The organism is Stenotrophomonas sp. PS02289 (assembly GCF_029960115.1).
Lineage (GTDB): Bacteria > Pseudomonadota > Gammaproteobacteria > Xanthomonadales > Xanthomonadaceae > Stenotrophomonas.
This window is the reverse complement of sequence record NZ_JASCOZ010000010.1, coordinates 1-18,947: the sequence shown is the minus strand read 5'-3', so window position 1 is coordinate 18,947 and position 18,947 is coordinate 1. Positions and strand designations below refer to the sequence as shown.

The 18,947-nt window shown below is 63.9% G+C and carries 15 protein-coding genes and 11 tRNA genes; 4 read left to right on the top strand and 22 right to left on the bottom strand.

Going from position 1 to position 18,947, the window contains the following annotated elements:
- Positions 1-25: 25 nt before the first annotated feature.
- Both QMX83_RS02765 and QMX83_RS02760 read right to left on the bottom strand, forming a co-directional pair.
- Positions 26-940 carry a WYL domain-containing protein gene (locus tag QMX83_RS02765; protein ID WP_336618943.1) on the bottom strand — a complete coding sequence of 305 codons (915 nt, stop codon included), beginning with the start codon at positions 938-940 and terminating at the stop codon, positions 26-28.
- 389 nt (positions 941-1,329) lie between these two features.
- Positions 1,330-1,420, bottom strand: a tRNA-Ser gene (locus QMX83_RS02760).
- 169 nt (positions 1,421-1,589) lie between these two features.
- Between QMX83_RS02760 and QMX83_RS02755 the strand changes: the two genes are divergently transcribed.
- Positions 1,590-2,294: a protein phosphatase 2C domain-containing protein gene (locus QMX83_RS02755; protein WP_282295115.1), complete on the top strand. Its 705-nt coding sequence runs from the start codon at positions 1,590-1,592 to the stop codon at positions 2,292-2,294.
- 3 nt (positions 2,295-2,297) lie between these two features.
- Here the strand turns inward: QMX83_RS02755 and dnaQ are convergent, their stop codons facing one another.
- From dnaQ to QMX83_RS02740, 3 genes are read right to left on the bottom strand one after another with little or no spacing between them, the layout of a single operon-like run.
- Positions 2,298-3,023: a DNA polymerase III subunit epsilon gene (gene dnaQ / locus QMX83_RS02750; RefSeq protein ID WP_282295114.1), complete on the bottom strand. Its 726-nt coding sequence runs from the start codon at positions 3,021-3,023 to the stop codon at positions 2,298-2,300.
- A gap of 4 nt (positions 3,024-3,027) precedes the next feature.
- Positions 3,028-3,480, bottom strand: coding sequence for a ribonuclease HI (gene rnhA / locus QMX83_RS02745; protein ID WP_282295113.1), 453 nt, complete (start codon positions 3,478-3,480; stop codon positions 3,028-3,030).
- Positions 3,481-3,491: 11 nt separating this feature from the next.
- Positions 3,492-4,136: a methyltransferase domain-containing protein gene (locus QMX83_RS02740; protein WP_282295112.1), complete on the bottom strand. Its 645-nt coding sequence runs from the start codon at positions 4,134-4,136 to the stop codon at positions 3,492-3,494.
- Between the two features lie 11 nt (positions 4,137-4,147).
- Between QMX83_RS02740 and gloB the strand changes: the two genes are divergently transcribed.
- Entirely contained in the window at positions 4,148-4,915 is a 768-nt protein-coding gene (gene gloB / locus QMX83_RS02735) for a hydroxyacylglutathione hydrolase (protein ID WP_282295111.1), read from the top strand.
- Complete coding sequence (locus tag QMX83_RS02730; RefSeq protein WP_282295110.1) at positions 4,912-6,117, top strand: lytic transglycosylase domain-containing protein; 1,206 nt, start codon at positions 4,912-4,914, stop codon at positions 6,115-6,117. The genes gloB and QMX83_RS02730 overlap by 4 nt, the downstream gene beginning before the upstream one ends.
- 97 nt (positions 6,118-6,214) lie before the next feature.
- Here QMX83_RS02730 and QMX83_RS02725 read toward each other — a convergent pair whose 3' ends face one another.
- The 17 genes from QMX83_RS02725 to QMX83_RS02645 form a co-directional block, all read right to left on the bottom strand.
- Positions 6,215-8,191: a peptidyl-prolyl cis-trans isomerase gene (locus QMX83_RS02725; RefSeq protein WP_282295109.1), complete on the bottom strand. Its 1,977-nt coding sequence runs from the start codon at positions 8,189-8,191 to the stop codon at positions 6,215-6,217.
- Between the two features lie 121 nt (positions 8,192-8,312).
- Positions 8,313-8,389 (bottom strand) — tRNA-Asp (locus QMX83_RS02720).
- A gap of 88 nt (positions 8,390-8,477) precedes the next feature.
- Positions 8,478-8,554 (bottom strand) — tRNA-Asp (locus QMX83_RS02715).
- Between the two features lie 82 nt (positions 8,555-8,636).
- Positions 8,637-8,713, bottom strand: a tRNA-Asp gene (locus QMX83_RS02710).
- A 30-nt stretch (positions 8,714-8,743) separates the two neighbouring features.
- A tRNA-Val gene (locus QMX83_RS02705) sits at positions 8,744-8,818 on the bottom strand.
- 11 nt (positions 8,819-8,829) lie between these two features.
- A complete protein-coding gene (locus QMX83_RS02700; RefSeq protein WP_125361475.1) occupies positions 8,830-9,102 on the bottom strand; it encodes an HU family DNA-binding protein in 273 nt (90 codons plus the stop codon).
- Between the two features lie 204 nt (positions 9,103-9,306).
- Positions 9,307-11,760, bottom strand: a complete 2,454-nt coding sequence (gene lon, locus QMX83_RS02695; RefSeq protein WP_282295108.1) for an endopeptidase La — start codon at positions 11,758-11,760, stop codon at positions 9,307-9,309.
- Between the two features lie 141 nt (positions 11,761-11,901).
- Positions 11,902-13,191 carry an ATP-dependent Clp protease ATP-binding subunit ClpX gene (gene clpX, locus QMX83_RS02690; protein WP_282295107.1) on the bottom strand — a complete coding sequence of 430 codons (1,290 nt, stop codon included), beginning with the start codon at positions 13,189-13,191 and terminating at the stop codon, positions 11,902-11,904.
- Positions 13,192-13,317: 126 nt separating this feature from the next.
- A complete protein-coding gene (gene clpP, locus QMX83_RS02685; RefSeq protein WP_282295106.1) occupies positions 13,318-13,944 on the bottom strand; it encodes an ATP-dependent Clp endopeptidase proteolytic subunit ClpP in 627 nt (208 codons plus the stop codon).
- A gap of 69 nt (positions 13,945-14,013) precedes the next feature.
- Positions 14,014-15,309 (bottom strand): trigger factor, encoded by a 1,296-nt coding sequence (gene tig, locus QMX83_RS02680; RefSeq protein ID WP_282295105.1) that lies wholly within the window; start codon positions 15,307-15,309, stop codon positions 14,014-14,016.
- A 232-nt stretch (positions 15,310-15,541) separates the two neighbouring features.
- A tRNA-Leu gene (locus tag QMX83_RS02675) sits at positions 15,542-15,626 on the bottom strand.
- 496 nt (positions 15,627-16,122) lie between these two features.
- Positions 16,123-16,770 carry a YfbM family protein gene (locus tag QMX83_RS02670; RefSeq protein WP_282295104.1) on the bottom strand — a complete coding sequence of 216 codons (648 nt, stop codon included), beginning with the start codon at positions 16,768-16,770 and terminating at the stop codon, positions 16,123-16,125.
- Between the two features lie 280 nt (positions 16,771-17,050).
- Positions 17,051-17,126 (bottom strand) — tRNA-Lys (locus QMX83_RS02665).
- A 283-nt stretch (positions 17,127-17,409) separates the two neighbouring features.
- A tRNA-Lys gene (locus QMX83_RS02660) sits at positions 17,410-17,485 on the bottom strand.
- Between the two features lie 82 nt (positions 17,486-17,567).
- A tRNA-His gene (locus QMX83_RS02655) sits at positions 17,568-17,644 on the bottom strand.
- Between the two features lie 74 nt (positions 17,645-17,718).
- Positions 17,719-17,795: transfer RNA gene (locus QMX83_RS02650), tRNA-Arg, on the bottom strand.
- A gap of 41 nt (positions 17,796-17,836) precedes the next feature.
- A tRNA-Pro gene (locus QMX83_RS02645) sits at positions 17,837-17,913 on the bottom strand.
- A gap of 198 nt (positions 17,914-18,111) precedes the next feature.
- On the opposite strand from QMX83_RS02645, the gene QMX83_RS02640 reads away from it, so the two are divergent.
- Positions 18,112-18,870: a Bax inhibitor-1/YccA family protein gene (locus QMX83_RS02640; RefSeq protein ID WP_282295103.1), complete on the top strand. Its 759-nt coding sequence runs from the start codon at positions 18,112-18,114 to the stop codon at positions 18,868-18,870.
- Positions 18,871-18,947: the final 77 nt, after the last annotated feature.

The following is an 18,947-nucleotide window of genomic DNA, read 5'->3' as shown; positions in this document are numbered from 1 at the left end:
CGGCGCAGGCAGTGGTATCCATTGCTCAGTCACATTCCGCTCCCGAGCGAGTCGCATCCAAAGGCGCATATCCTGGTGCCAGCACGGCGTTCTTGACGCCATACAAGGCCAAGTGGTCCTTGAGCCAAAGTCTGTACTCCGGCCCGCGAAGGCTATGGTCTGCGGAGCAGTCGACGCTCCATTTGCGCAGGATGTAGCCGGCAGTCGCTGCCCGGAGCTTCATCTTCACCATGCCACCGGTCATGCCGTAATCCATCTCCGCGATCTCGGGGCGTGGTTGGTCCGGGTGCGGCACCAGCTCCAGCTCGACGATCCGGGTCCATTGAATATCCTGATCGCTCATTTCGTGGGGCGCCACTGGCTGCCCCTTAAGCGCCGCCGGGCGCTTGATCCGAGTGATGACGAAATCCCTGAACTCCTGCGATTTCCGGTCAAAGGCACGAACGTGCCAGCGCAGACCGTTATCGATCAGTGCGAACGGGACGATCTCCCGCTCGGTGCGACCACTGGAGATGGAGTAGTACTCAATGCCGAGCGGACACTCCTGGTGGATCGCCCGGGTCACGCTCGCTAGCACGTCCAGATCCGGATGCGCGAGCCGTGACGGGCTCTCGCTCATCACCCATGCCTTGAGCCGCATAGGCTCACCGTCGCCAAAGCCCTGGGTCAACCACGACAGCACCCGCTCCGGAGGGAAGTCGAAGATGGGCTGGAAGTCCGGCCCCAATACGTAGGACTTAACCTTGGAGTCGTAGTCGATGTTGCCCGAGGCCAACTCCTTGTACAGCGCCAAGTCCCTGGATGCGGCGGCGGACTGGATGCCAAACCGCGTGACCAAGTCCTGACGGCGTATCTCCCCGATGAAGCGCACGCGCAATTCCACGAACGCGAGACGATCGCGCTGTGGCTGGGTCAAATCTGCGAAGCGTTCGTTCATCATCCGTGTGCACCCGGAAAGATCGCACATCCGGGTCAGCAATTCCTTGTAGGAGCCATCGGGGAAAGCCTGCTATCCATCAGCAACTACCCGGACACTAGCATGATGATCGCACAAGGGTTGCATTTTGATAACCATCTTCCTTCGAAGCCCATCTCTACCTGAATAAGCTCGACTAGCGGCCATCAGGCCACAACAGGTATCAGGATTAGCTGCCATAAGCACTGGCATGCGAACGCTTTGACCAGCAAAGCCGATGCGCGCCGCTTATAGGCGCCACGATGTCCAGAATGGTCCAGCAGCAACCAGCTTCCCATGGCATACCAGATGGCATACTAGCCAAGCCAGAAATGAAAAAATCCCTTGAAACTCAAGGGCTTAGTTCAATTATCTGGCGGAGAGGGGGGGATTCGAACCCCCGAGGCGCTATAAACGCCTGCCTGATTTCGAGTCAGGTACATTCAACCGCTCTGCCACCTCTCCAGATGGTCCCGGCGAACCGGGACGCGAATAATACGGGGAGCGGGCGCGAACGGCAAGCGATTGCCGCGCCTTCAGGTGAATTTCGTATGACCCGATCGCTTGCCGGATGTCCGCAGGGCCGCGATCATGCCGTTATTCCCCGCAATACCTTCGCCGCAAGCCACCGACCATGATCGAATTTGGACACCTGACCCACCCCGGCCTGCGCCGTGACCTCAACGAGGACACCTATTACGGCGACGGCGAACTGGCGCTGTGGCTGGTGGCCGATGGCATGGGCGGCCATGCCTGTGGCGAGGTCGCCAGCGCGCTGGCACGCGAAACCATCGTGCGCGAGATCCGCCAGGGCGCTTCGCTGGCCCAGGCCATCCGCATTGCCGACGAGGAAATCATCCGCACCTCACGCCGGCGCAATGACAGCCTGCCGATGGGCACGACCGTGGTGGCCGCGCGGGTCCAGGGCAACCGCTATGAGGTGGCCTGGGTGGGCGACAGCCGCGCCTACCTGTGGCGCGACGGCCAGCTGGCGCAGCTGAGCCAGGACCACAGCGTGGTCCAGGAAATGGTGGCGCAGGGCAACCTGACCGCCGAACAGGCACGCGCGCATCCGCACCGCAACGTGGTGACCCAGGCCCTGGGGGTGACCGACCCGGCGCACCTGAACGTGGCGACCACCACCGGCGAGCTGCGCCCAGGCATGCAGCTGCTGCTGTGCAGCGACGGCCTGACCGAGGAAGTCGAAGACCACGGCATCGCCCGCACCCTGGCCTACGACGATGCCAGCGCGCAGGAATGCGTGGATACCCTGGTGGCGGCCGCGCTGGATGGCGGCGGGTCGGACAACATCACCGTGATTCTGGTGCGTTGCCACTAGGGACTACGCCACGGCCTCTTCGGCCTTCGGGCCATCCCAGATCGCATGACCGGCCTTCTTGCGCAGTTTGGCCAGACGCGCCTCATGCGCTTCGCTTTCTGACGCGGTGGCGACCACGCGCGGGCGCGGCAGCAGACGCGAGGTGTCGATGGTCATCGCCTGGACGCCGCCACTGACCGCGTCGTCCGCGCTGCCAAAGCCGATCTCTTCCTGCCCGGAAGTCAGGGCGATGTAGACGTCGCCCAGAATCTGGGCGTCGAGCAGGCCGCCGTGCAGCTGGCGGTGGGCGTTGTCCACCCCCAGGCGTTTACACAGCGCGTCCAGCGAGTTGCGCTGGCCGGGATAGCGCTCACGCGCCATCTTCAGCGTATCGATGACCGTGCAGCGGTCGGCGATGTTGCCGTAGTGGTCACCCAGCAGCGACAGCTCGTAATCCAGGAAGCCCAGGTCGAACGCGGCGTTGTGGATGATCAGCTCGGCGCCGTCGATGTAGGCCAGGAACTCCTCGGCGATCTGCGCGAAGTCCGGCTTGTCGGCGAGGAAGTCCAGGGTCAGGCCGGTGACTTCCTGTGCGCCCTGTTCGAACTCGCAGTCTGGCTTGATGTACTGGTGGTAGTTGTTGCCGCTGGGACGGCGCTCGAGCAGTTCCACGCAGCCGATTTCGACGATGCGGTTGCCTTTGCGCCACTCCAGGCCAGTGGTTTCGGTATCAAGAATGATCTGACGCATGGCCTTAGTTTACCGCCGCGCCGTTGCGGATCCGGATCGCGGCATCGCGTGCCAGCTGGTCCACCCGTTCGTTGTCAGGATCGCCGTTATGTCCCTTCACCCAGCGCCAGTCGATGGTGTGGCGCAGGGTGGCGGCATGCAGGCGCTCCCACAGTTCGCGATTCTTGACCGGGTCGCCGCCAGCAGTCTTCCAGTTCTTGCGGATCCAGCCGGGCATCCACTGAGTCAGGCCCTGGCGCACGTACTGGGAGTCGGTGTAGAGCACGATGTTGCAGGGCTCGGTCAGCGCCTCCAGGCCGGAAATGGCCGCCATCAGCTCCATGCGGTTGTTGGTGGTATGCGCTTCGCCGCCGGTCAGCTCGCGCTCGTGCGCGTTGTAGCGCAGCAGCGCGGCCCAGCCGCCCGGGCCGGGATTGCCCAGGCAGGAACCGTCGGTGTGTATCTCAATGGTCTTCATTCAATTCCAGATCAGGTCGCCACGGTGCCATGCCAACGGCGAACCGGCAGTGGCGTGGGGCCCGGCAGGGCCAGGGTACGTTTTTCAGCGGTGAACAGGCAGGCCGCGCGCAACGGAGCCAGGCTGCTGCGATCCGGCGAGCGGTTGTGCCACATCGGCCCCAGCCAGGTCAGCTCCTGGCAGCTCAATCCCGCCTGTTCCAGGGTGTGGCGCAGGCGCTGCGGCGTGCGTACCACCAGCCCGTGCCGGCGCCATTGGCGACGGAACGGGCTGAACGGATTGAGCGTGGACAGCCACAGGCGGCCACCGGGCATCAGCACGCGCTCACATTCGGCGATCAACGCCTCGGCATCGCGCGCGGTGACATGCTGCAGCACGATGGCGTTGACGCTCTCGCTGGGCAGCGGCAGCGGCAGCGCGCAGCGGGCATCCCCGCTGTAGCCCAGCGCCTGCCGGTGCAGGGTGATGCCGCGGCCGGGGAGCAGCGGATCCTGGGTCCAGGCCGGCGTCGGCGCGATCCACAGCCACGGCGTGACCGGGCGGGTCGCCAGCACCGGCGCGAGCCGTTGCCGCTCCAGCTCGCGCAGCGACAGCCCCGGTTCAGTATCAAACCAGGATGCGACTGACGCTTGACGGGAGCGCGACACGGCGGGCATGGTCCAATTCTATGCGACTGATTGCCCTACCCGCATTCGCGGACAACTACATCTGGGCGCTGGTCGCCGAAGACGGCAACGCCATCGTGGTCGACCCCGGTCAAGCCGCGCCGGTATTGGCTGCGGCAGCGCAGCAGGACTGGCGTCCGCACACCGTGCTGCTCACCCACCACCACAACGATCACATTGGCGGGGTGGCCGAGCTGCAGGCCCACTATCCCGGGCTGGCGGTACTGGCACCGGACGATCCGCGCATTCCCCAGGCCACCCGCCGGGTCGGCGATGGTGAACACGTTCAGGCATTGGGCGTCGGGATCGACGTAGTATCCGTGCCCGGACACACCCGAACCCACATCGCGTTTCACACGGCTGAACATCTTTTCAGTGGCGATGCGTTGTTCAGCCTGGGCTGTGGCCGGATGTTCGAAGGTACGCCGCCCCAGTTGCTGGCTTCACTGCAGCGACTGGCGTCCCTGCCCGCAACACTCCTTGTGTGCTGCGGGCATGAGTACACCGTGTCAAATGCCGTCTTCGCGCGGCATGTCGACCCCACCAACGCTGCGCTTGCGCGGCGCCATGAGGAGGCCCTGGCCATGCGCCGCGATGAACGCCCCACACTGCCGGTTGCCCTGGCCAGCGAGCTGGAATGCAATCCATTCCTGCGAACCCATACTCCGGCCATCCAGGCCGCGGTCAGCGCCCATCTGGGCCGTGAGCTGACTTCGGAAGTGGATGTGCTGGCCGGCCTGCGTGGCTGGAAAGACGGATTTAGGACATGAGTCGGCGATTGCTGCCGCTCGCGCTGGGTCTGGCCATGGCCATGTCCGGCAGCGCGGGCGCCCAGTCGTTGAACACCGGCCTCACCCAGAACCTGGCAGGGATCACCCAGCTGCCTCTGGATGCGGCTGCCCTGCCCTCGCCGTCGGTACGCAATGGCCAGGACATCTTCGCCAGCTTCCGCGAGGGCCTGGCCGAACCGACCTGCGACGTCGAGGCCACCAGCCCGCGCTGGCAGAAGCAGTTTGCCCACGCGCCTTCGCGCCTGGCCAACCAGGACGACGATGCGCTGGTGCTGTTCGGCTACGTGGTGGAAGAGCTGCGTGCGGCCAACCTGCCGACCGAATTTGCACTGATTCCCTTCGTGGAAAGTGGCTACCGCCCCAGCGCGCGCAATGGCGCGGGCCCGGCGGGGCTGTGGCAGTTCATCGCCACCACCGCCAAGAACCACCGCGTACAGGTCAGCAATGGCTATGACGGTCGCCTCTCGGCAGTGGATTCCACCCAGGCCGCGGTGCGCTACCTGAAAACCCTGCACGGCATGTTTGCCGGTGACTGGCGGCTGGCCACCATGGCCTACAACGCCGGCGAGTACCGCGTGCTGCAGTCGTTGCGCAAGGCCGGCATGAACGCGCAGAACGCGCGCCCTGCCGAGCTGCCGGGGCTGTCGCCGATCACTTATGCGTATGTCGAGAAGCTGCACGCGCTGGCCTGCGTGCTGGAAAACGCGGAAACCACGCCGGCGGTGATGGCCTCGCTGGACCGCACCGTGCCAGTGCTGAAGGGCCATACCCTGCCCGCCGGCACCAGCGTGCAGCAGTGGGCCGCACAGCGGCAACTGGATCCGGCACGCATCGCACGTCTGAATCCGGCGCTGGCCAGCGGCAAGGGCCGTCCCAGCGGCGTGGCGACGGTGCTGGCACCGGCCTCGCATGCGCCGGTGGACACCACCGTGGCGGTGGCCCAGGTGGACGCCCCGGCAACCGACATCGCAACCGCGCGGCCGGGCACCCCGGCGGCCAAGCGCACGGTCGCCAGTGCCGCTGACCGCCCGCGTGCGCGCCGGCACACGGTGCGCAACGGCGAGTCGGCCTGGACCATTGCCAAGCGCTATGGGATGCCGCTGAAGGCGCTGCTGTCGCTAAACAATCTGACCGGCAGCAGCGTGCTGAAGCCGGGTGCGGTGCTGCGCGTCGAGGATTGATCGCCGCGCCATCTGAAATGCAGAAGGCCCGGCAATGCCGGGCCTTTTTGTTTCTGCGCCAGCCGGGCAGAGCCCGGCTCTACGAGATGGCGAACCCTTACAGATTTGCCTCTTCGGTCTGGATCTTGAAGCGCTTGCGGGCGGCCTTGACGAAGTCCTGGCCGGCCGACAGGCCGTCAATCTGCTCGAGCTGCTGCTTGAACTGCTGCTTCTGCTCGGCGGGCACTTCTTCCAGGTTGGCCGGCGTGACCTTGTTGACCGCAAAGATCAGGTAACGGCCCTGGACCTCTACCTTGCCGTAAGTCGGCTTGCCTTCGGCCGGATGCGCAGCGGCGAAGATCGCACGGTTGATTTCCGGGGTCGGCACCGGCTGGGTGCGCGGCAGGCCCGGCAGCGGGCTGACCTGCAGCTTGTCCTCAGCGGCGACGGCCTGCAGGGTCTGACCGGCCTTGAGCTTGGCCAGCACCGCGTCAGCGACCTTCTCCGAGGCCTGGCGGGTACGGTCGGCGCGGACGGCCGCAATGACCTGGTCACGGGCCTTGTCGAGCGGCAGGGCCTGTTCCGGGCTGTGCTCGGTAACGCGGATCATCACGGTGTGATTCGGCGCGATCTCGATCGGGTCGCTGACCGTGCCGTCCTGGGTCAGCACTTCCGAGAACGCCGCGCGCAGCACGGCCGGGTTGGCCGCAATGCCACTGGCGGTTTCGCGGGTGAACGGACCGATGGTCTGCACCGGCAGCTTCACGGTTTCGGCGGCAGCGGTGAGCGAGGACGGATTCTTGTAGACCTCGTCGACCAGACGACCGCTGAGCTGGCTGAACTTGCCTTCGGTGTCGGCCTTGAGCTGCTCGGCCGCCAGCTGGTCACGCACTTCGTCGAACGGACGTTCCTGGCCGCCCTTGACCTCACGCAGCTGCAGCACGTGGTAGCCGTACTGGGTCTTCACCGGCCCGCTGATCTCGCCGGCCTTCATGGCGAACAGCGCATCTTCGAACGGCTTGACCATGACGTCGCGTTCGACCCAGCCCAGATCGCCACCGCCCTGCTTGGAGCCGGTGTCGTCGGAATTGGCCTTGGCCAGTGCGGCGAAGTCGGCACCGGGTGCCTTGGCCTGGGCAGCCAGCGCCGTGGCCTTCTGTTCGGCGGCCTTCACAGCAGCGGCATCGTTGGCATCGGCGGCAATCAGGATGTGCGACGCCAGACGGGTTTCCGGGGTGGAGAAGCGCGCCTTTTCATCGGCATAGCGCTTGCGCAGCGTCGCATCGTCGGCCGGGGTGGCGGCCGGCAGATTGGCGGCATTGATCTCCACGTATTCCAGGCTGACGGTTTCCGGCTGGCGGAAATCCTTGGTGTGGCTGTCGTACCACTGCTTGATCTGCGCGTCGGTGACTTCAGCCGGTTCAGCGGCTTCTTCCGGCGGCAGCGCCGCCAGTTCGACGTCGCGGGTTTCACCCAGCAGCTTCATCAGACGATCGGCATCGGCGGCGGTGACAAAGCCCGACCCCTGCAGCGCGGACGGCAGAATCGCGGTCTGCAGGTTCTCACGCACCTGCGCCTCGAACTGCGCCGGCGTGCGCGGCGGGTTGCCGGCAGCCAACAGCGTACGGTACTGGTTACCGTCGAACTTGCCGTCCTTGTCGAGGAAGGCAGGAATGGAGGCGATGGTTTCGCGCACGGCGGCATCGCTGATGACCAGGCCGGCCTGCTCGCCGGACAGGCGCATGACCTGCTCGTCGATCATCTGATCGAGCACTTCCAGCTTGGTCTCGGTGCTTTCAAACTTGCGCGGGTCGAAGTCCTCACCCTGCTGGGTACGCGCCTGCATGCGCGCCTGCTCGAAGCGGGTGCGGAAGTCGTTGGCACTGATCTCGTGGTGTTCCCACAGCAGCGACGCCGGCCACCAGCTGGGAGCCGAGCGCCACCAGGTCGGCGGAGCGGACACCTTGGCCACGTTCTGCGCGCCAACGCCACCGAGGTAGCTGTTGTCGATCACGAACAGGAAGGGAATCATCAGCAGCCCCAGGATCACGGTGACGATCCAGCCCGAGGTCTTGTCGCGGAGTTTCTGCAGCATGAGTGAAATCAAGGCCTGATTGGCGAGCCCGGCAGTGTAACCCGCTTCGCGCCACGCCCCAACTGCCCTGCCCTGCAGGCAAAAGAAAAGCCCCTGGCTTTCACCAGGGGCCTTCAAAAGTTGGCGGAGCGGACGGGACTCGAACCCGCGACCTCCGGCGTGACAGGCCAGCATTCTAACCAGCTGAACTACCGCTCCGCGCTGAAACTTTGCAGGCGCTCATCATATCCGAAGATGTGAAGAAAACCTACCCCGAATTAACACTTTTCGAGGATTTTTTTGAAACTGGCGGAGCGGACGGGACTCGAACCCGCGACCTCCGGCGTGACAGGCCAGCATTCTAACCAGCTGAACTACCGCTCCGCGTTTTACTTTTCTGTTTTCTCCAATGACGTGATGTCGTTGGAGAAAACAAGGCCCCCGATTGCTCGAGGGCCCTGATGAGTGGCGGAGCGGACGGGACTCGAACCCGCGACCTCCGGCGTGACAGGCCAGCATTCTAACCAGCTGAACTACCGCTCCACACTTTCAAAAACCACTACTGGCAGTGCCTGGTGGGTGCTGAGGGTTTCGAACCCCCGACCCTCTCCGTGTAAAGGAGACGCTCTACCGCTGAGCTAAGCACCCCAGCAAGCCGCTTAGTTTACGGCATCCTTCAGGGCTTTGCCAGCCTTGAACGACGGATTCTTCGAAGCAGCGATCTTGATGGTGTCGCCGGTCTTCGGGTTGCGGCCGGTACGGGCAGCGCGGTCGCGCACCTGGAACGTACCGAAGCCCACCAGGGTCACGGCGTCGCCGCTCTTCAGTGCCTTGGTGACGGCAGCAACGACTGCATCGACGGCGCGGTTGGCTTCGGCCTTGGTCAGGTCGGCGGTTTCAGCCACGGCGTCGATCAATTCGGTCTTGTTCATTCTGTACAGCTCCTTTGGCGGGGATTTCCGCGTGTTCGACAATGAAGCATCCGATCCAGTTGTGCTGCCCGGATGCCAGTGATGGGTTCGCCCTAGTCAGCAATGTGCTCACTTGCGAGTGGTGCTTTTATACCAGTGCCCCCTACCCCACGCAAGCTGAAAAGCCAGCAATGACGCGGGTTTCAGAGGTTTTTACAGCGCGCGTCAGTGCTTGACGCGCGCGTTGGAAGCTGTCTTGCTGCGACCACGCACCGCCACCGGTGCCTTGGCCTTCTTTGCCTTCTTCGGGGTCAGCGGCGTCTCCAGGGCGATGTCGAGCACCTCCTCGATCCACTTCACCGGCACGATCTCCAGGTCGCGGGTGACGTTGGCCGGAATGTCAGCCAGGTCCTTGCGGTTCTCCTCGGGGATGATGACGGTGCGGACGCCGCCACGCAGCGCGGCGAGCAGCTTCTCCTTCAGCCCGCCGATGGCGGTGACGCGACCGCGCAGGGTGATTTCACCGGTCATGGCGACATCGGCACGGATCGGCACCTTGGTCAGCATCGACACCAGCGAGGTGACCATGGCGATACCGGCACTGGGGCCGTCCTTCGGGGTGGCACCGTCGGGAACGTGCACGTGCACGTCATGCTTCTGCAGGAACTCCGGGTCGATGCCGAAGGCCACAGCGCGCGAGCGCACGACCGACAGCGCCGCCGAGGCCGATTCCTTCATGACGTTGCCGAGCTGGCCGGTCAGGATCAGCGCGCCCTTGCCCGGGACCAGGGTGGACTCGATCTGCAGCAGGTCGCCGCCGACCTCGGTCCAGGCCAGGCCGGTGACCAGGCCGATCTCGTTCTGTTCTTCGGCGCGACCAAAGTCGAAGCGACGCACGCCCAGGTACTTGTCCAGGTTCTTGCTGTTGACCGTGACCAGCGCCTTGGCCTTGCGTGCGCCCTTCTTGGCCTTGGCGGCCGGCTGCGGACCGGCCAGCGCGATTTCCTTCACCACCTTGCGGCAGATCTTGGCGATTTCGCGCTCGAGGTTACGCACACCGGATTCGCGCGTGTAGTAACGCACCACGTCCTGGATGGCGTCGCTGGCGATTTCCAGTTCCTCCGGCTTCAGGCCATTGGCCTTGAGCTGCTTGGGCACCAGGTAACGCATGGCGATGTTGAGCTTTTCATCCTCGGTGTAGCCGGGGATGCGGATCACTTCCATGCGGTCCAGCAGCGGGCCGGGAATGTTGAGCGAATTGGAGGTCGCCACGAACATCACTTCGGACAGGTCCAGGTCCACTTCCAGGTAGTGGTCGTTGAACGCGTTGTTCTGCTCGGGGTCGAGCACTTCCAACAGCGCCGAGGACGGGTCGCCGCGGAAGTCCATCGACATCTTGTCGATTTCATCGAGCACGAACAGCGCGTTCTTGCTGCCGACCTTGTTGAGGTTCTGCACGATGCGACCCGGCATGGAGCCGACGTAGGTACGACGGTGACCGCGGATTTCGGCTTCGTCGCGCACGCCGCCGAGCGACATGCGCACGAACTTGCGGTTTGTGGCCTTGGCAATCGACTGACCCAGCGAGGTCTTGCCCACGCCCGGCGGACCGACCAGGCACAGGATCGGGCCCTTCATCTGCTTCACCCGCGACTGCACCGCGAGGTACTCCAGGATGCGGTCCTTGACCTTGTCCAGGCCGAAGTGATCGGCATCCAGGGTGTCCTGGGCGACCTTGAGGTCCTTGCGGACCTTGGTGCGCTTCTTCCACGGCACGCCCAGCAGCCAGTCCAGATAGTTGCGCACGACGGCCGCTTCAGCCGACATCGGCGACATCTGCTTGAGCTTGGTGAGTTCGGCCTTGGCCTTGGTTTCCACCGGCTTGGGCATACCCGCCTCGGCGATCTTGCGGGCCAGTTCGTCCATCTCGCCGGGCGCGTCGTCGAGGTCACCCAGTTCTTTCTGGATGGCCTTCATCTGCTCGTTGAGGTAGTACTCGCGCTGGCTCTTTTCCATCTGCGACTTCACGCGGCCGCGGATGCGCTTTTCCATCTGCTGCACGTCGATCTCGCCGTCGACCAGACCGACCAGCATTTCCAGCCGCTCGCTGGTCTGCAGGGTTTCCAGCAGGCGCTGCTTGTCGGCCAGGCGCACGCTGATGTGCGCGGCAATCGTGTCGGCCAGACGCGCCGGTTCGTCGATGCCGGAGAGCGTCTGCAGCAGTTCCGGCGGCAGCTTGCGGTTGGTCTTGACGTACTGCTCGAACAGCGACATCAGCGAACGCGCGATGGCCTCGACTTCGCGCGGTTCGCGGGCGTCGTCGGACTCGATTTCCTGGCCCACGCCGTGCAGCGCGCCGTCGCGCTCGGTCACCTGGGTGACGTTGACGCGCGCCAGGCCTTCGACCAGCACCTTGATGGTGCCGTCGGGCAGCTTCAGCAGCTGCAGCACCTGGGCCAGCGTACCGACCTGGTAGAGGTCCGCCGCGGCCGGGTCGTCGGTTTCAGCCGACTTCTGCGCCAGCAGCAGGATGCGCTTGTCGGCGACCATGGCCTGCTCCAGGGCATGCATGGACTTGTCGCGACCGACGAACAGCGGGATGACCATGTGCGGGAACACCACCACGTCACGCAGCGGCAGAACCGGCAGGTCGAGAGTCTCACTTGGGGAACGGGCCATAGGGGCTCCAATGGAACAGTGGGGATGGCCTCCGGGCAGCCTCACCCGGATACAAAAAAGCCGATGGCCCCGTTATGGGGCCATCGGCATCAGGATGCAAGCTGCACTGGAAAAATTCATTCAATTCAAACGGTTGAATGATTATTCAGCGCCGGCCGCCTTCTGTTCAGGAGCCGGCGGGGTCTGGTAGATCAGGTAAGGCTCGGACTTGTGCTCGATCACCGATTCATCCACCACCACCTTGCTGACGTTTTCGGCCGAAGGCAGGTCGTACATGGTGTCCAGCAGGACCGATTCGACGATCGTGCGCAGGCCACGGGCACCGGTCTTGCGCTTGAGCGCCTTGCGGGCAATGGCCGACAGGGCGTCCGGGCGGAACTCCAGCTCCACGTGCTCCATCTCGAACAGCTTCTTGAACTGCTTGGTGATGGCGTTCTTGGGCTCGGTCAGGATCCGGACCAGGGCGGCCTCGTCCAGCTCTTCCAGGGTCGCCACGACCGGCAGGCGGCCGACGAACTCCGGGATGAGGCCGAACTTGATCAGGTCTTCCGGCTCGACTTCAGCCAGCACCTTGCCCACTTCCTGCTTGCGCTCGGAGCTCTTCACCTTGGCCCCGAAGCCGATGCCGCCGGCGTCGTTGGAACGGGCCTGGATCACCTTGTCCAGCCCGGCGAACGCGCCGCCGCAGATGAACAGGATGTTCTTGGTGTCGACCTGCAGGAATTCCTGCTGCGGGTGCTTGCGACCGCCCTGCGGCGGCACGCTGGCCACGGTGCCTTCGATGAGCTTCAGCAGGGCCTGCTGGACGCCTTCGCCGGAGACATCGCGGGTGATCGACGGGTTCTCGCTCTTGCGCGAGATCTTGTCGATTTCATCGATGTAGACGATGCCCTGCTGCGCCTTCTCGACATCGTAGTCGCACTTCTGCAGCAGCTTCTGGATGATGTTTTCCACGTCCTCGCCCACGTAACCGGCTTCGGTCAGCGTGGTGGCGTCGGCCATGGTGAACGGCACATTGAGCAGGCGGGCCAGGGTTTCAGCCAGCAGGGTCTTGCCCGAACCGGTCGGACCGACCAGCAGGATGTTCGACTTGGCCAGTTCGACGTCGTCGTTCTTCTGGCGGCTCTCGATGCGCTTGTAGTGGTTGTACACGGCCACCGCCAGCGTGCGCTTGGCGCGGTTCTGGCCGATGACGTACTGGTCGAGAACCTCGAGGATCTCGCGCGGCTTGGGCAGCGAACTGCGCGCCGACTGCGCCTTTTCCTCAAGCTCCTCACGGATGATGTCGTTGCACAGCTCCACGCACTCATCGCAGATGAACACGCTCGGGCCCGCAATCAGCTTGCGCACCTCATGCTGGCTCTTCCCACAGAAGGAGCAGTAGAGGATCTTGCCGGTGTCCGTGGAACGACCTTGGCGGTCTTCGCTCATGCTTCGCTTACCCAGTTACCCCACCCGCTGAACGGGGGTTCGATTCGAGAATAGCACAGGGCCGGGTGGACGCCAGTCCAGCCCGACCCCGCGGAAACAGGCCGGTTGCCCGACCTGGCACTGCCGTTACGCCGGGGTGATCGACTCTTCCGGACGACGCTCCAGCACCTGGTCCACCAGGCCATAGGCCACGGCGTCGGCGGCGCTCTTGAAGTTGTCGCGCTCGGTGTCACGGGCGATGGTTTCCAGCGACTGGCCGGTGTGCTTGGCCAGCACCTCGTTCAGACGCGAACGCAGGGTCAGGATTTCACGGGCATGGATGTCGATGTCCGTGGCCTGGCCCTGGAAGCCGCCCAGCGGCTGGTGGATCATCACGCGCGAGTTCGGCAGCGCATAACGCTTGCCGGCCGCGCCGGATGCCAGCAGCAGCGCACCCATCGAGGCGGCCTGGCCGACGCAGATGGTGCTCACGTCCGGCTTGATGTACTGCATGGTGTCGTAAATGGCCATACCGGCGGTGACCACGCCACCCGGCGAGTTGATGTAGATGCTGATGTCCTTTTCCGGGTTGTCCGCTTCCAGGAACAGCAGCTGCGCCACCACCACGTTGGCCATGTGGTCGTCGATCGGACCGACCAGGAAGATCAGACGCTCCTTCAACAGGCGCGAATAGATGTCATAGGCGCGCTCGCCGCGGCTGGTCTGTTCGACCACCATCGGCACCATGTTCAGGGCTTTGGTTACGTTGTCCATTACTGGGGCACCTATTGATGAGGGGAATAACACCCCGCGCCGGAGCGCGGGGTCTGTGACGCCGACCGCTTACTGGCGGATGGCGTCCTGGAACGACAGGGCCTGCTCGGTGTGCTGGGCGCGCTCGGCGATCCAGTCGATCACCTGCTCTTCCATCACGCGGTTCTGCAGACCACTCATCAGCTGGGGGTCGTTGCGGTACATCTCAATGACCTGTTCCGGCTCTTCGTAGGTCGAGGCGATCAGGCGCATGGTTTCGTTCAGGCGCTTCGGGTCCAGGCGCAGGTCGTTCTTGCGGGCCACTTCGCCGACCAGCAGGCCGACCAGCACGCGCTTGGCAGCGGCGTCCTTGAAGCCTTCGTGGGCGTCGGCCGGGACGTCACCCGGGTTGCGGCCGCTGCGGCGGATCTGCTCGATCTGCTGGGCCAGCATGGCGCGGGCTTCGTTGTCGACCAGGCGCGGCGGCATTTCCACCGAGGCGTAGGCGGCGATCAGCTGCTCGCCCACTTCACGGCGCAGGCGGTTCATCAGCGCACCCTTGAGCTCGCGCTCCAGATTGGCGCGGATGTCCTTGCGGAACTGTTCCAGGTCGCCGCCCTTCACGCCGAAGCTCTTGATGAAGTCAGTGTCCACTTCCGGCAGCACCGGCTCGGACACGTCCACCACCTTCACGGTGACCTTGACCTGCTTGCCCGCCAGGGCCGGCACGCGCCAGTCAGCCGGGAATTCGACGTCCAGGGTCTTTTCTTCGCCCTTGGCCAGGCCAACCAGGCCCTTTTCGATCTGGTCGAACATCATGCCCTGACCGATGACCACGCTGCCCTTTTCGGTGCCTTCGGCCGGCAGGCGCTCATCGCCGGCCTGGGAGAAGGTTTCCAGTGCGACCAGGTCGCCGTCCTGCGCGCCACGGGTGACCGGGCTCCAGCTGCGGCGCTGTTCGCGCAGGTTGGTGATCATCTGGTCGATGTCGGCGTCGTTGATCTCGGCGGTGTGGCGCACGACGGTCAGCTTGCTGACGTCGACGTCGCCGAAGTCCGGCACCAGTTCCACGGTGGCCACGAAGGAGAATTCGCCTTCTTCGCCCTTGTCGATGCGCGGGGCACCGGCGATGCGCAGGTCGTGCTCGCGCACGGCGGCATCGAAGGTTTCACGCAGCAGGCCGTCCAGCGCTTCATTGCGCACCTGCGCGCCGAAGCGCTGTTCGATCACCTTGGCCGGCACCTTGCCCGGGCGGAAGCCCTTGATGCGCGCGGTGCGGGCGATTTCGCCCAGGCGGCCGCTGATGTGCGTCTGCAGGCGGTCTTCCGGCAGCGAGAAGGTCAGGCGGCGTTCCAGATTGCCGGTGGATTCGATCGAAGCTTGCATGTTGACTCCTGCCACCGGTGGCGCGGCCCCCGGCACTGATGTGAATGAAACGGGTTTTGGAGACGGGGCCGTGGACGCACAATCCCGCCGCAGCCCTGTAGTTTGGCCGATAACGGCCAGCGCCGCCAGCACAGGGCCGGAAGCGACAATCCGGTCCCCCGTTCAGGGTTGGCCAGCCGTCTCCCGTCAGGCGGGACGTGCCCTCGAACAGCCCGGCCCCCAGCCGGGTCTGTGGTGCGAAAGGGGGGACTCGAACCCCCACGCCTTGCGGCACTGGAACCTAAATCCAGGGCGTCTACCAATTCCGCCACTTTCGCGCAGGGCGGCATTATAGGGGAAGCGGGCGGCTCATTCGCGGGGCATCCGCAGCCAACGACGCGCCGGCCGCAATGCCCACCATACGCTCGCACCCCGAAACCCATCCAACCTTACTCAAATCGAATGATTACTGGCGCGCACTCGACGGCAATCTGGCGCAATTGACGCATGAACCGTCCATCGTCCAGCTTCTCGAGCACTGACGATCCGCAAAGACGGATGACACATTCGCCAGGCCATCCCGGGCCACCGCCGGTCAGTGCATCCCGAAACGCATGTATGTTCCTCCCAAACACCGAAGCACCTTCAGGGGTAGTGACCTGAAGATATGCCCGCCAGAACTCCCGTTGATCAGAGATGGTGCTGCAGTCGATGGAGAAGACGGTCATCCCCTGCGTGCTGTCTGCTTGACCAGCGTCATCGCCAGATCGGTCCATCGCATTGATTCCTTGGTCGTAGTACGGGAAGTTGGGGAAAAAACCGCCAATCTCGTGTCTAGTTCCACGCAAAAACTACCGCCTTCCCTTCCGCGGCGGCACTCTGATAGAACCGGCGCACGTCTTCGAAGGCAGTGAGCAGCATTTTTATAGTGCCCTCACGATCGTCCCCATCCCACGCTGCCCAGTCATTTGGATCAATCCCCGCGGAAGCCATCGCAACCGGATCGTAGCGCTTCCGCAGTTCGACAGGATCCAACGCAGACAGCAGCGCCGAGATCTTCTTGACCTCATCTGCGGAGTGGAACCGGGCCACGTCGCCGAAGCCGATATCCGGCCCAATGCTTTGGCCGCCAAGAATCACCTGAGAGGCGGGCGATGCATTCGCCTCGGCATCCTGCGCGAGCAGCCAATGGACACCGTGCCACGTCTTTTCAAGATAGAGATGGTCGGCCCCGGATTCTGGACCGTCGTAGGAGAACAGAAACGACTCCCAACGCTCCTGATCAGAGGCCATTTTTGGAAGCTCCGACTCAGGAGCCGATGCAAGGTAATACCACACACTGGCGTTCGCCGAGAAGGCCATCAGCGAGCAGATCAGGGCAACGAGCAGACCCGAGATGGCCGAATGCCGGAGGTGCATCGCCCCGGACAGGACAGAAATGCGGGCGACCATGGGGTGTTCGTTGAAGCGGACGGATTGCATGGGAAGGTGCCATTCTGCGTGTTGACGGATGCTTTTTCAGGCTCCTGGGTCTGGAATAGGCCACCGGATTCCTGGCTCGCGGAAGAGATCAGGAAGGAGGCTATCACTCCCGCCGACCGCCCACTTCGGTCGGGGTCATGCGTCAATGAGCCGGGAGAGGCTATCGGCGGTCGTCTTTCGACCGACCCCACCCGTCCGACAGCGCGTAGCGACGCGCCATGCGCAAGGCCTAGTCGCAGGCAAGAAAAAAGCCGCCTGGCGGACCAGGCGGCTTCTGTCTTGGTGGGCTGTCAAGGATTCGAACCTTGGACCTATTGATTAAGAGTCAACTGCTCTACCAACTGAGCTAACAGCCCGAAAATCGGGAGGCGAATTATGGCGCATTGCGACATAGAGTTGCAAGCGTTTTTTGTGAATCATTGGAGGCCTGCTCCGATCGGGGCCCCCTGCCCCAAAGAACGTGGAGGCGATATCGGCGGTCGTCTGTCGAGCGACCCTACCTGGCCAGCACGTGCATCGACCATCCGCGGCATCGCGTCACCCGTGGCGACACGCCATGCGCGTCGAGCCACCCATTGGTGCCGCCGCTGTATCGCAGACAAGAAAAAAGCCGCCGGACGTATCCGGCGGCTTCTGTCTTGGTGGGCTGTCAAGGATTCGAACCTTGGACCTATTGATTAAGAGTCAACTGCTCTACCAACTGAGCTAACAGCCCTGAAAACTCAGGCGATCATTGTAACGAATTCGCCTTTTTTTGCAACCCGGAAGCGCCTTCGGCGCACCTGGCTTTGAAACAGTGGGGTGGCTGAGGGGATTCGAACCCCCGACCACCGGAATCACAATCCGGTACTCTAACCAACTGAGCTACAGCCACCACTGAAACCTTTTTGGTTGGTCGTAGCCACGCAGGGCGTGGCTCTACCTACCTCTCCTGACGCATGCGCCAGATGGCGCGCCCGACAGGAATCGAACCTGTAACCGCCGGCTTAGAAGGCCGGTGCTCTATCCAGTTGAGCTACGGGCGCTCATGCCGGATTGTCGCATTCCAATCCCGTTTTGAGCAGATTGGTCGGGGTAGAGGGATTCGAACCCCCGACATCCTGCTCCCAAAGCAGGCGCGCTACCAGACTGCGCTATACCCCGGCGGTAAATCCCTCGAGGTTGTCCCCGAAAGAGTCGGCTATTTTGAGAACCGCGGAGGCATCTGTCAACGGTTTTCACATAAATTTTCACAAACATGGCCCGGATGTCGCGAACGCGGTAGCCGGCAGACGGCCCGCTCCTCTATGCTCGCCCCAGCGGCCGGACGGCCTCCATCCACACCTTTCAAGGAGATTGGCAATGCGCAGCGGCAACCCCGCCCTTTCCGAATCGACGTTCCTGGACCTGTCCAGCGGGGCCGTCGTCGCCCGGCCGGACCAGGCCATGACCCTCAACGGCACCGTCAACAAGACCGGCATCCTGCTGCTGTTGACCGTACTGACCGCGGCCTTCGCCTGGAGCCAGACTGTCGGCATTGACGGGCAGATCAACCCGGCCGCGAAGCTCTACGCCATTGGCGGTGCGGTGGGCGGACTGCTCCTGGCACTGGTGACGGTGTTCAAGAAGGAGTGGTCGCCGGTGACGGCTCCGGCCTACGCGCTGGTGGAAGGCTTCTTCCTGGGCGCGATCTCGGCCATCTTCGAAATGCGCTTCCCGGGCATCGTGTTCCAGGCGGTGCTGCTGACCTTCGGCACGCTGTTCGCACTGCTGTTCGCTTACCGCAGCGGCCTGATCAAGGCCACCGAGAACTTCAAGCTGGGCGTGGTCGCCGCCACCGGCGGCATCTTCCTGCTGTACCTGGCCTCGTTCGTGCTTGGCTTCTTCGACATCAACGTGCCGGTGATCCATGAAGCCAGCTGGCTGGGCATCGCCTTCAGCCTGTTCGTGGTGGTGGTGGCAGCGCTGAACCTGGTGCTGGACTTCGACTTCATCGAAAGCGGCGTGGAAGCCGGTGCACCGAAGTACATGGAGTGGTACGGCGCGTTCGGCCTGATGGTGACGCTGGTGTGGCTGTACGTGGAGTTCCTGCGCCTGCTGTCGAAGATCCAGCAGCGTTGATGTGACATCCGGGGGTGGGGGGGGGGCCCCCCCCGCGCCCCCGGCGCCCCCGCGGTGGGGGCCGGCCGCGGGGGGGC

Coding starts and splice junctions, on each gene's coding strand:
- QMX83_RS02765 (WP_336618943.1), bottom strand. CDS start 940: ATGATGAACGAACGCTTCGCAGATTTGACCCAGCCACAGCGCGATCGT.
- QMX83_RS02700 (WP_125361475.1), bottom strand. CDS start 9,102: ATGAACAAGACCGAATTGATCGACGCCGTGGCTGAAACCGCCGACCTG.
- QMX83_RS02730 (WP_282295110.1), top strand. CDS start 4,912: ATGAGTCGGCGATTGCTGCCGCTCGCGCTGGGTCTGGCCATGGCCATG.
- QMX83_RS02640 (WP_282295103.1), top strand. CDS start 18,112: ATGCGCAGCGGCAACCCCGCCCTTTCCGAATCGACGTTCCTGGACCTG.
- rnhA (WP_282295113.1), bottom strand. CDS start 3,480: ATGAAGACCATTGAGATACACACCGACGGTTCCTGCCTGGGCAATCCC.
- QMX83_RS02670 (WP_282295104.1), bottom strand. CDS start 16,770: ATGCAATCCGTCCGCTTCAACGAACACCCCATGGTCGCCCGCATTTCT.
- tig (WP_282295105.1), bottom strand. CDS start 15,309: ATGCAAGCTTCGATCGAATCCACCGGCAATCTGGAACGCCGCCTGACC.
- QMX83_RS02725 (WP_282295109.1), bottom strand. CDS start 8,191: ATGCTGCAGAAACTCCGCGACAAGACCTCGGGCTGGATCGTCACCGTG.
- gloB (WP_282295111.1), top strand. CDS start 4,148: ATGCGACTGATTGCCCTACCCGCATTCGCGGACAACTACATCTGGGCG.
- lon (WP_282295108.1), bottom strand. CDS start 11,760: ATGGCCCGTTCCCCAAGTGAGACTCTCGACCTGCCGGTTCTGCCGCTG.
- clpX (WP_282295107.1), bottom strand. CDS start 13,191: ATGAGCGAAGACCGCCAAGGTCGTTCCACGGACACCGGCAAGATCCTC.
- clpP (WP_282295106.1), bottom strand. CDS start 13,944: ATGGACAACGTAACCAAAGCCCTGAACATGGTGCCGATGGTGGTCGAA.
- QMX83_RS02740 (WP_282295112.1), bottom strand. CDS start 4,136: ATGCCCGCCGTGTCGCGCTCCCGTCAAGCGTCAGTCGCATCCTGGTTT.
- QMX83_RS02755 (WP_282295115.1), top strand. CDS start 1,590: ATGATCGAATTTGGACACCTGACCCACCCCGGCCTGCGCCGTGACCTC.
- dnaQ (WP_282295114.1), bottom strand. CDS start 3,023: ATGCGTCAGATCATTCTTGATACCGAAACCACTGGCCTGGAGTGGCGC.